This window comes from Mastigocoleus testarum BC008 (assembly GCF_001456025.1).
Lineage (GTDB): Bacteria > Cyanobacteriota > Cyanobacteriia > Cyanobacteriales > Nostocaceae > Mastigocoleus > Mastigocoleus testarum.
In genome coordinates, this window is sequence record NZ_LMTZ01000079.1 from 1 (window position 1) to 11,633 (window position 11,633).

An 11,633-nucleotide genomic window follows, 5' to 3' on the forward strand; every position below is an offset into this window, starting at 1 on the left:
TTGTTCGTTGTTAGACCGATATCTTTGCCCGTATTATCTCGTAGTTTTTTTCATAAATCAAATATGATTCCTATATAAATTATTTATATTTGCAAATAATTATTTTAGTTAGTAAAAATATTCGGTTTAAAATGTTATCCTTATTGTTTTAAAAATAAATCTTATTGGTCTGACTCAATTTGAGTAAATAATGGGGTTTGCATCCTTGATTTCCAGGATAAATTTGATTTTTCATAAAAAGCTGCCCTAGGAATTCTTATATTTTACCTGTGATTGTGGTGAATGATACTAATGCGATATCCATTTTATGGTGTTAAAGTTCTGACTTCTCTTACGCCTTGTTTGAGGTTCAGGATATCTATAAAGGCGATCGCTAAGAATTAGTTTATTCCATGAGGCGATACTTGAATAGCAAAAGTAAAAGATCCAAATCAAAGTCTGCAAGATCATAGAAGTCACATTCAAATTAGGTAAGCCAAGAAGTGAGAGCAAAATCCTAACAGTAAGCTAAAAACCAAGCCAGGAATTGGAATTACCAGTTCGACCATCATACAATTCATCACACAATACTTTTAAGTAATCACGAGTGTTGGGAGAAGGAAAAATATTGAAACTCTTATCCATTTTTTCAAGGTGTCGGTTCTATAATCATCAAAAGGTACTGTGGAACACACGGAAACCATTTGCCTCTGAAAGATATGGTGCAGAGGATTGTAGAAATTTACGAGTGATGATTTGTAATCAATAGGTGCAGAATCTTAAATTTGGAATCTTAAATTTGAAATCTTAAATTTGGAATCTTAAATTTGGAACTAAAAATCACTCGTTAATTCTTTTTTTACTTGTTGCTCAAATCATTTAACTTATGGTTTGAGTCAAACAGTATTTAGTTAATTAACACCATATAGTTGTCTAAACTGTAACGCTTCATTAGCTATATTTATCATGAGTTCACCTACCTCTTTCCATGCATTAGATTCTTTCCAAGCGGATATCGTTCAATTGCTCGAACGTTTACCAAGCTTGAAACATCGGCAATTTATTAAACAAGCACTTACGACCATAGTTAATTTATCTGAGAGTAATATCGATCGCCTCGATTGGAAAATACTTTCAGCCGCTCTCACAGATATGGAGCAAGGTTTTGAACTATTTCATGCTTATAGACACGTTCGTAAAGTAACAGTTTTTGGTTCCGCTCGTCTCAAGTCAGATACACCTGAATATCTTATGGCTTCAGAATTTGCCCGTCGTGTTTCCCAACTGGGTTTTATGGTCATGACTGGTGGTGGTAGTGGAATTATGCAAGCAGGTAACGAAGGAGCAGGAAGAGAAAAATCCTTTGGTTTGAATATTCAATTACCCTTCGAACAGGAAGCAAACCCCGTGATTGAGGGTGACCCCAAACTAATTCACTTCAAATATTTCTTTACCCGTAAGTTATTTCTTCTCAAAGAAAGTGATGCTGTGGCATTATTTGCTGGTGGGTTTGGTACTCAGGATGAAGCTTTTGAGTGTATGACGCTGAGTCAAACAGGTAAGTTTGGTCCCGTTCCAGTAGTCTTCATTGACCATCCAGGAGGTGATTACTGGCATTCTTGGAGTGAATACGTCAACAAGCAACTAGTTGCAAAAGGTCTTGTAAGCCCTGAGGACCCTTGTCTTTACACCGTTACAGATAATTTAGAAGTAGCTTGCGACGCTATTACTAATTTTTATCGGGTATACCACTCTAGTCGCTATGTAGACGAAAAATTAGTGATTCGTCTTCGAGTTGAATTATCGGAAACTGAGGTGGAGCAACTAAATACAGAATTCAGCGACATCCTTGTCAAAGGACGGATTGAAAAAAGTCAAGCCTTGGCTAAAGAAGGACAAGATGAGACTTTTGAGCTACCTCGTCTAATCTTGCACTTCAACCAACGCGATTTAGGACGTTTGTACCAAATGATTGCAACTATCAATCAAATGGGCATTCCTTCTGTAGAGGATGCAGCACATCCAGAACGAAAGTAAATTTTTCCTCGGTATTTTTGATTTTTCAAAAGAGTAGCAACGTGAAATAGTAGAAGAAATAATCCCACATCCAATACTCTGAGAAGACAATTTGTATGGTTTGTAGTAGAGCTATCTTTTTAAGAAGATGTTTGTTTTAGCAGTGTTTTAACACTACTTTTGAGGTCTATCAGCGTCTCTTGTCAATATCCTTTCGGAAATAGCCTAACTACAAATCATACAAGGTTGAGGTGGCGAACAAATAATAATATTGCTCTTCACAAAATTCAAGTATTACTTGATACTTCTTATTTTTTTCTATCCCTAATTAGACTTACGCGCTCGTTACCAACCCTTAATCTTTTGAGATGAACCGCACCTACGGTGAATGCTATTTCATACCAAATTCGATTTTCACAACGTCTTTATATTTCAATACAGTTCAAATAACACTGAATTTGGTAGAGACGCAACAGAACCTGAGCCGCACCTGGGCTGTTTGTAAGCGTCTTGTGGATAACAGCGCAAGCTGCATCTCATAGCGTCAGTGGATCTGTAAGTAACGGCTCCGTAGGTAGTGCAGCTATAGTCATAGCCTCTGTCGTGTCTCTAAATTTTTATTTTTTTTCAAGATAATTGATTCGCCATTGCTCAAGATTTTCTATTGTTACCGATTTAGTCACAACATTAACTCCATTACCACGCCAACTGACTTCTGAATCTGTGGTAAATACTCCACACTCTAGTTGGTCACTTTGAATGTTCCAGTACTCACTAAAACGCTTTTTGAGAGTAATGACCTGATCGAATACTTTATTTCTGTGCTTATTTCTTCTTTTTCTTTCCGTCGCTCCCGTCGCTTCGGTATCTATAAATTTAGTTTCAATAATAAATAATTTATGATTCGACGTTAGATAAACAAAATCACACTTTCCTAAATCAGTGTAGTCTGCAATTGGTGATTTCTCGAATAGTAATAATTCAGAACAAGAAGGAAATATATCTTTGATATTCAAGAATAAGTAGGCTTGCAAGAGAAGTTCTTTATCGTATGGAAAACCTACAACCCCCTCAAAAAACCTCTGAATATCTTTCTGAGATTGGGGTTGAATTATTTTACAGTACGCCACAAAATTATTAGTTTCATCGGCGGTCATTAAGTATTTACTCCTCTGCCTAATTACCCATAATGTCTATGGCATAAAACTATACCATGTTCTGTACACGGGCATCATCCGCAGAAGTAACTAAACACACAATAAATTATTTTTTGTGTAAGTAAATAAACTGATGACTATGCTAACATTCAGGTATGCAGGAATAGTTAATGTAAAAATTGAAACTAATTTACAGGAATTTTATTTGACCTTTGAAAATATCTAAGTATAATTTCTGTTTAATTTAGTAGTCAGCATATAAGTACCTTGGGAAAATGTTCCACCGTTGCATCCTGCTAAGTCTATAGTGGTAGTTATAGCTGTACTAAGCAATGTTTGTAGTCGACAATACTTAGAGATATGCAGAGCTAGAGCCCTAAGGGCACTAAAATAAGTTGGGAATCCTATACTCATCTGAATTCCTACGAAGGTGGGTTTTTGTATTGCTCAATTCCGGTAACCTCAGTGTATTAAATTCATTTTGTATGAATACTATGTGGTTTAATAAAAAAAATTAATTGGTGGTTAAATTCTTTACGTAAGCAGAGAATCGAGCATTTTGGAGTGCTTGAACTGCTGTTCTCCAATCTTCTACCCAAAACTGCTTACCAAAGCGAACTAGTTGACGATGATTCCCCGCCCTAATTACTCCAATTACAGGGACTTTCGCACTTTCTTTATCTCTGGAATTTTGAGTTAAAACGTTGCGCAGACGGTCTTGTTCTTCAATTGCGCTTGCTTGTGACGGACTGAGTTCGACCATGACCATTTGCACTTGTTCGACTGGTTCTGCATCTTCGACTATCAGTTGACTTTGGTCATCCCGTTTATCGATTTTGCCCCAAATAATTAGTCTGGTATCAACTTGGAGTAAATTGCTAACTCGCTCATAGGTTCTAGGAAATACAACAGCTTCAGATTGTGATGTTAAATCTTCAATTTGTAAGATAGCCATTGGATCGCCCTTTTTAGTTATCACTTTTTTGACGTTATTAAGCATCACAACAGCGCAAATATTACTCCCTTCAGTTTTTTCTCCTAATTGGGAAAGGTTAATTGGAGCAAGTATTAGTGCTGATTCGCGGACTGATTTTAATGGATGATCTGAAACGTAAAAACCTAATAAATCTTTTTCTTTACGTAACTTTTCTTGGGGTGGTAAATCGGAAACAGGTTTGGCTTTGGGAGCAGAATCAAAAACGGCGTTTTTATTTGTCGTATTACTGCTAGAAAATCCCCCACCTAACAAATCGAACAAATTACCTTGACCTGTGGCTCGATCTCTAGCCCGGGATTGTGCCCAATCATATACCAATTCCAGATCGTGGACTAATTGATTGCGGTTGGGATTTATTTTGTCAAAAGCTCCACAATTAATTAATGCTTCTAAGGTACGGCGATTTACAGAACTCAAATCTACGCGATCGCAAAAATTAGCCAAGGATTTAAAATTACCTTCTTTATCTCTAGCAACCAAAATTGAAGCGATCGCATTTTGTCCCACATGACGAACAGCTGACAAACCGAATAAAATTTTCTCATCCAAGGGAGTAAAATCTACTCGCGAACGGTTGATATCTGGTGCTTCGATCTGAATACCCATGTTTAAACAGGTAGAGATATATTTTTGCACCTTATCTGTATCGTTGCTGTTAGCGGTTAATAACGCCGCCATATACTCCAAAGGATAATTTGCTTTGAGGTAGGCAGTCTGATAAGTTACATACCCATATGCCGTAGAGTGAGATTTATTAAAACAGTTAGAAGCAACTAAACCATTTTTAATTAAAAAATTATGATCTTTCTCAACGCCAATATCGTATACGTTTTGCGATGACAAAGACCGTCTTGTAATTATTTTTACCATTTTTTAGATTTCCTAAAGTAAATATGTCAAACTGATTTAATTGCGATCGCTGAGGGAAGAAAGAAAAGAATACAGGAGTCAGGAGTCAGGAGTCAGAAGTCAGGAGTCAGAAGTCAGGAGTCAGGAGTCAGAAATCAGGAGTCAGGAGTCAGAAATCAGGAGTCAGGAGTCAGAAATCAGAAGTCAGAAGTCAGGAGTTAGAAGTCAGGAATTAAGAGTAAAAATTACCAATTACCAATTACCCATTACCAATTACTGTGCGCTGTAGACACCCTCATTGTCTGTGCTTACGCCCCCCCGCCTTGCTAACACTTTGTGAACGCGCCCCGCAATACCTTACGGTACGCTTGCGCTAGGCGCTAACCATTACTTATTACTCATTACTCATTACTCATTACTCATTACTCATTACTCATTACTCATTACTCATTACTCATTACTCATTACNATTACTCATTACTCATTACTCATTACTTATTACTCATTACTCATTACCCATTACTCATTACTCATTACCCATTACTCATTACTCATTACCCATTACTCATTACTCATTACTCACTACCCATTACCCCCATTACCCTTTAAATTATCTGTATGTTATTCCGAGCGATGCCTGCCAGATAAAAATAAATATTAATTTAAAGTCGTCACAGGCAAAAAATTTTATTTAGCTGAATTTAATGGATCGCAGGATATCAAGCTGTACTAAAATCAATCACTTGAGTCACAAAGAGAGCAATCATGGTATCCATCCGCAAGTTGCACGAACAACTAGTAAAAAAAGAACGTTCTGCAGTTGAAATCACTCAAGAAACATTAGATAGAATTCAAGCCGTAGAACCCGATGTCAATAGTTTTTTACATATCACAGCCGATAAAGCTTTAAAACAAGCGCAACAGGTAGATGCCAAAATCGCTGCAGGGGAAGAAATCGGAATGTTAGCCGGTATCCCCATAGCTATTAAGGACAACATGTGTACCAAGGGAATTACTACTACCTGTGGTTCTAAAATTCTCGAAAACTTTGTTCCCCCTTACGAATCTACCGTAACCCAGAAACTGGCAGAGGCTGGAGCGGTACTGGTAGGAAAAACTAATTTAGATGAGTTCGCGATGGGTAGTTCTACAGAAAACTCTGCCTATAAACTCACAAATAACCCTTGGGATGTATCGCGAGTTCCTGGCGGTTCTTCTGGAGGTTCTGCAGCAGCAGTTGCAGCAGGAGAATGTACTGTTTCTCTTGGCTCTGATACTGGTGGTTCTATTCGACAACCAGCATCTTTTTGCGGCGTAATTGGAATGAAACCCACCTACGGATTAGTTTCCCGTTATGGTTTAGTAGCTTATGCTTCTTCCCTAGACCAAATTGGTCCTTTTTCTCGCAACGTAGAAGATAGCGCTATATTATTGAGTCATATTGCTGGTTACGATCCCAAAGATTCCACTAGCCTCAAGGTTGATATCCCCGACTATGCCGCTAATTTTAAACCAGACCTCAAACGTCGAGGACAAGTCAGAATCGGTATCATCAAAGAAACTTTTGGTGAAGGTATAGATTCACAGGTTGAAAAGGCTGTAACTAAAGCAATTGAACAATTGCAAAATTTAGGTGCAGAAATTCATGTCATTTCCTGTCCTAACTTCCGTTACGGGATCGCCAGCTATTACATTATTGCACCTTCGGAAGCATCGGCTAACCTCGCCCGTTACGATGGAGTTAAATATGGTCTACGGGACGAAGAAGCCGAAAGTCTAATATCAATGTATAACCGCACCCGCGCCCATGGTTTTGGACAAGAGGTGAAGCGCCGAATTATGATTGGTACCTATACTCTTTCGGCTGGCTATTATGATGCTTATTACTTAAAAGCGCAGAAATTCCGTACCTTAATTAAAGAAGATTTTGAAAAGGCGTTTCGTCAAGTTGATGTTTTAGTTTGTCCTACAGTTCCCATGACAGCTTTTAAAGCGGGAGAAAAGGACGATCCATTAAGTATGTATTTAACTGATTTAATGACAATTCCTGTAAACCTCGCTGGCTTACCGGGGATCAGTATTCCTTGTGGATTTGACGATAATGGTTTACCTGTTGGATTACAAATGATTGGTAGAGTTCTTGGTGAAGAACAATTATTCCAAATCGCTTATGCTTACGAGCAATCTACCGATTGGCATTTGCGCACGCCAAAAATTTGAGTAATTGGTTAGTTATTGGCGATTACTCATCGACAAATCTCAATCACCAACTGATAGTGTTTGGGGAGGTGCGGACACAGTATCGTTTACTCCTTCAGGCTTAAATGTTATTTGTTTGACTTCTCCCTTTGCACCCATTGCTTCTGGTTCCTTATCGTCTTTGGAAATGAACACAACTGCTGCATCTCCTGCACGTACGGTTAATTCTTCTTTTGCTGTCCAGCTTTGATTTTGCCCTTCTTCCATAAATCCGTTAACTACAGTTTTGTTATCTACTATTACTTCCATCCACGATCTACCTGTAAGTTTAAGGCTAACTTGTACTGTTGATTTCGCTGCTGGGTTCTGAGACCGTGTTGCTTTAAGCTTAGGTTGTGATATTGAGTTTGATATTGATTCTTTTGACGTTGTTTTTTGCGAGCTAACTGGTAGCGAACTTTGGTTCTGAGCAGTTGATTCTACTTGTGGTCGGGGTCTGAGCACAAAAAATAATCCAAAGGACGCTGAAACTATTAAAAAAATGTAAAACAACGACAGAAATGGTAAATTAAAATTAGTTTTTGATTGTGTGGTTTCAATATTTTCTTTCAGTTCCTCTTTTTGGAATGTATCGCTAAACATCTCGGCTAAAGCTTTACCATCAAGCCCAACCGCATCACCGTAACGATATATAAATCCTCGGACATAAATAGTTTCAGGTAATTCTTCAAACTTTCCATTCTCCAAGGCTTGCAAATATATCATTCGGATACGTGTATGGAGTGCGAGTTCTTCAAGGCGAATTGATTTTTCCTCACGCGCTTGCTTTAAAGCGGCACCTATTTCCTTAAATTTTTGCTCTTGGGTCTCATTCTGTACCTTCACAGTATCTCCTGATATCCATGTAATAAGTAAGACTAATAGGGAATTTACTTAAACTAAAGTAAATAATAAGACTTGTCTATTAAAGTGATTACAAAATTTTATCCGACTATTCATTTCCAGTTTAAAGTCATTAAAACTTTCTTTGCAAGAGATTAATAATGTATATATAAATACTATAAGATGTCAAAAATAAGCAGAGTTCTTTGATTAAATATCTATTAAAACTACCAATATGGGTGATTTTGTCTTCCGTAATTGCCTACATTTGTTCTTGCATTTTCCTGTTTTTTTATCAGCCCCGGTTAATATTTTTCCCTTCTGCGAATTTAGAAAAAACTCCACTATATTTTAATATCTCTTACCAAGATGTTTGGTTGCCTGTAGAGGTTCCCAATAAAAAATCTCAACTCATTCACGCTTGGTGGATGAAAGCAGATAAGCCAAGTAATAAAGTATTGCTGTATCTGCATGGTAATGGCCTAAATATAGGCGCTAATATTAATCGTGCAAACTTTTTTCGAGAACTGGGATTTTCGGTGCTGCTAATTGATTATCGCGGTTATGGTCGCAGTCAGGGAAGTTTTCCTAGGGAATCACAAGTTTATCAGGACGCTGTTGCTGCGTGGAATTACTTACATAATAAGCAAAAAATTCCATCTGAGCAAATCTTTATTTACGGACATTCTTTAGGGGGAGCGATCGCGGTAGATTTAGCAGCAAAAAAATCAGATGCGGCTGGATTGATAGTTGAAAGTTCTTTTACTTCCATTCGAGACATGGTTGCTCTGAAGAAAATGTTTTCTATTTTTCCGGTAGATTTGATTTTGACACAGCGTTTTGAATCGAGTAAGAAATTATCAAACCTAAAAATGCCGGTATTATTTATTCACGGTCTTAATGATTCGACTGTACCAGCTTTTATGAGCCGGAACTTATACACTTTAGCTCCTGAACCGAAAAAACTTGTTATGATCCCAGATGCAGGTCATAACGATGTTGCAGAAGTTGCACCCCATGAGTATGAACAAGCGGTGCTTTCGCTAGTTGAGATGTCTAAGTTTGCTGCAGCGAATTAAGGAGTATCTATTATTTACTCTGCGATCGCAACATTTCTAAATTTGCAATCTATGTGCGAACTAAACCCTGCTGCATCATACAGCGAAATTTTAGCTGTTAGTTGCTAATTATGAGCAAAACTTGTTAGATCCCCTAAATCCCCCGCTGAGTTGGGGACATTGATTTATTGCTTGATTTTAAGATCCCCCTAAATCCCCCGCTGATTTGGGGGACTTTGACTATTTCTATGTATCGGCTAGAAGAGATCGGAACGCAGTTTGAGAACACGCCATAGCACATATTTATAGCGGATTGCAACTAGGTGAGGTACAGTTCAAAAACTGAAATTCAGTTATATATAAAGCAGATCCTACTCCTGATTCCTGTCTTCTGACTCCTGAATTCTGCTGTAAGTTTTGTCACAAAAATTAAAATCATTATTTAGGGACCCAAAATCAACTTTGGATCGTCTTTATCATATTTATTGTGCAAATATAACTTCGGTAATTACGATTTAAAGACTAAGAAAACTGTAACTAATAATCCGGAAAAGTTATTTCAGACCAGAAAAAATTACACAGATACAGTTATAGCCTATCTTAGTTTAAAAATCACAATGACATCTGTATACACCTTAACTCTCTCTGGAAATTCGACCATTGAAATTTCCCAGGATGAATTACGTTCCATCCTAGGTGATATTGAAACTGAGTTGCATCGTTCCAAGGTATATCGTTGTGCTTTAACCAACACACAAAAGTTATTGGGTTCTTCTGCAGAACAAGCCAAAGTATTATTTAAAGCTGTGGGAAGAGAAGCTATTGGCTTAGCATTTAGACAATTTATACAACAACACCAAAAGGTAATCGCTGTAAAGCAAGAAACAAGCAATGAAATCTCAAATAGTGAGATCCCAAACCATGAGATTTCAAGTAACGAGATGTCAAGTAACGAGATGTCAAGTAACGAAATCTCAGGTAACAAAATCTCAGGTAACAAAATCTCAAGTAATAAGACTTCAAGTATTGAGTCAGTAGCCAATTCTCAGAATGCACATACTACAAGTGAGCCAGTAGCATCTGAATCCCAAGCTTCTACAGATTTATCAAATTACTTAACTAGTGCTAAACCACAACCCACCTTAACCGCTAAAAGTAAGAATGCAGATAAAGTGAAAAAATCTCGATATGCTAACGCAGCTAAAAACTCTAGTAATCCCTTAATGAATTGGCTCAATTCAAATAAGAAAGCTTCCTTAGTCCAATTAGAACAGCAAATGCTGCAGCATCGGAAGAAAATTTTACTTGAAATCGGTCAACAACTTAAGGAAGCCCGAGTATTAAGACATCTTTCTCTGGAACAACTCAATACTTACACCCATGTTCCAGTACATAAGATGGAAGCAGTAGAAAATGGTCAGTGGGAATTATTACCAGAAGATGTATTTGTCCGTGGTTTTATCCGAGTGATGGGTAACGCTTTAGGAATGAATGGTACTGCTTTGGCTGCTTCTATACCCCTTGCAGATCCAAAAACTCAATCAGTCTTACCTTCTTGGTATGAAGATCCTAATAGTAGTACTGACTGGACATTACAAATTCGTCCAATTCACTTGTATGTTGGTTATACGGCGTTTGTTGCTGGAGCGATCGGGGGATTACACTTTATGTCTCAACAAGCTGAAGCAAATAAGTTATTAATCAACAGCAATTCTAATACGTCTTCTATTAGCCACAAACAGCAAGACAAGGAACCCATTACTAAACCCGGTTTACAGTCTAATGTTTCTGGGGTTGTGGTTGGTTCTGACATCGCACCACCTGAAGCAATGTAGACGGTGGTCAGTTATCAGTTAACAGCTAACAGTTAGTAGTTGACAGTTAGCTTTAGCGATCGCTGTATAGCTATATGATTTCCACCAAGTTTTTAGAGGTTAAAGTTGAAATTTAGGTGATTTAGAGTTATTTGGATACAGCAATACACAATTAGCTTAAGACATTAATTTCGACTTTTGCTGTGCTGGAACCCCACTGCACTAACGCTGTTAGCAAAGTGTTTTAGACATGAGCCTGGTCTGTTACGTCCTGCGGACACGTCATGCTAATGACTTTTGACTTATGTCCTGCGGACACGCAATAACTACATTACGCTCCGCTAGGCGCTAATAATGACTTTTGAATTGCGCACAGCGCTCCCTTCTGTAGAGTAATTAGATTTTTCTCGCCTCCTGTAAGGATTTATATATTGCCCTATAAAAATCTTTCACTGGAGACAATTGACTGATTTTTATTACTGACTAATCATTCCAAATTTCTTTATATATTAATAAAAAAATAAATTAATTTTGCGTAAGTCCTATAGAGTTTCAAAATAAGCGAACGCACAGAAACAAGTATAAAAAACTCTTTATTTTTTGATTCCTATAGGAATCATATTTGATTTATGAAAAAAACTACGAGATAATACGGGCAAAGATATCGGTCTAACAACGAACA

At 37.5% G+C, this 11,633-nt stretch carries 8 protein-coding genes; 5 read left to right on the plus strand and 3 right to left on the minus strand.

Features of this window, described 5'->3' with window-relative positions:
- Positions 1–945 precede the first annotated feature (945 nt).
- The gene (locus BC008_RS12615; protein ID WP_027846420.1) at positions 946–2,016 is read left to right on the plus strand and encodes an LOG family protein; all 1,071 of its coding nucleotides are present in this window, start codon (positions 946–948) and stop codon (positions 2,014–2,016) included.
- A gap of 596 nt (positions 2,017–2,612) precedes the next feature.
- Here BC008_RS12615 and BC008_RS12620 read toward each other — a convergent pair.
- Positions 2,613–3,152, minus strand: coding sequence for a hypothetical protein (locus BC008_RS12620; protein ID WP_027846419.1), 540 nt, complete (start codon positions 3,150–3,152; stop codon positions 2,613–2,615).
- Between the two features lie 514 nt (positions 3,153–3,666).
- Positions 3,667–5,019 carry a helix-hairpin-helix domain-containing protein gene (locus tag BC008_RS12625; protein WP_027846418.1) on the minus strand — a complete coding sequence of 451 codons (1,353 nt, stop codon included), beginning with the start codon at positions 5,017–5,019 and terminating at the stop codon, positions 3,667–3,669.
- Positions 5,020–5,059: 40 nt separating this feature from the next.
- Here BC008_RS12625 and BC008_RS48260 point away from each other — a divergent pair, with 40 nt between their 5' ends.
- The gene (locus BC008_RS48260; RefSeq protein ID WP_161938110.1) at positions 5,060–5,287 is read left to right on the plus strand and encodes a hypothetical protein; all 228 of its coding nucleotides are present in this window, start codon (positions 5,060–5,062) and stop codon (positions 5,285–5,287) included.
- 476 nt (positions 5,288–5,763) lie between these two features.
- Positions 5,764–7,218: an Asp-tRNA(Asn)/Glu-tRNA(Gln) amidotransferase subunit GatA gene (gene gatA / locus BC008_RS12630; protein WP_027846242.1), complete on the plus strand. Its 1,455-nt coding sequence runs from the start codon at positions 5,764–5,766 to the stop codon at positions 7,216–7,218.
- 39 nt (positions 7,219–7,257) lie between these two features.
- Here the strand turns inward: gatA and BC008_RS12635 are convergent, their stop codons facing one another.
- Positions 7,258–8,082: a helix-turn-helix domain-containing protein gene (locus BC008_RS12635; protein ID WP_058183571.1), complete on the minus strand. Its 825-nt coding sequence runs from the start codon at positions 8,080–8,082 to the stop codon at positions 7,258–7,260.
- Between the two features lie 203 nt (positions 8,083–8,285).
- Between BC008_RS12635 and BC008_RS12640 the strand changes: the two genes are divergently transcribed.
- Both BC008_RS12640 and BC008_RS12645 read left to right on the plus strand, forming a co-directional pair.
- Positions 8,286–9,158: an alpha/beta hydrolase gene (locus BC008_RS12640; protein WP_027846241.1), complete on the plus strand. Its 873-nt coding sequence runs from the start codon at positions 8,286–8,288 to the stop codon at positions 9,156–9,158.
- A 596-nt stretch (positions 9,159–9,754) separates the two neighbouring features.
- The gene (locus BC008_RS12645; RefSeq protein WP_036268235.1) at positions 9,755–10,972 is read left to right on the plus strand and encodes a helix-turn-helix domain-containing protein; all 1,218 of its coding nucleotides are present in this window, start codon (positions 9,755–9,757) and stop codon (positions 10,970–10,972) included.
- The last annotated feature ends 661 nt before the right edge of the window (positions 10,973–11,633 follow it).

Coding starts and splice junctions, on each gene's coding strand:
- BC008_RS12615 (WP_027846420.1), top strand. CDS start 946: ATGAGTTCACCTACCTCTTTCCATGCATTAGATTCTTTCCAAGCGGAT.
- BC008_RS12620 (WP_027846419.1), bottom strand. CDS start 3,152: ATGACCGCCGATGAAACTAATAATTTTGTGGCGTACTGTAAAATAATT.
- BC008_RS12625 (WP_027846418.1), bottom strand. CDS start 5,019: ATGGTAAAAATAATTACAAGACGGTCTTTGTCATCGCAAAACGTATAC.
- gatA (WP_027846242.1), top strand. CDS start 5,764: ATGGTATCCATCCGCAAGTTGCACGAACAACTAGTAAAAAAAGAACGT.
- BC008_RS12645 (WP_036268235.1), top strand. CDS start 9,755: ATGACATCTGTATACACCTTAACTCTCTCTGGAAATTCGACCATTGAA.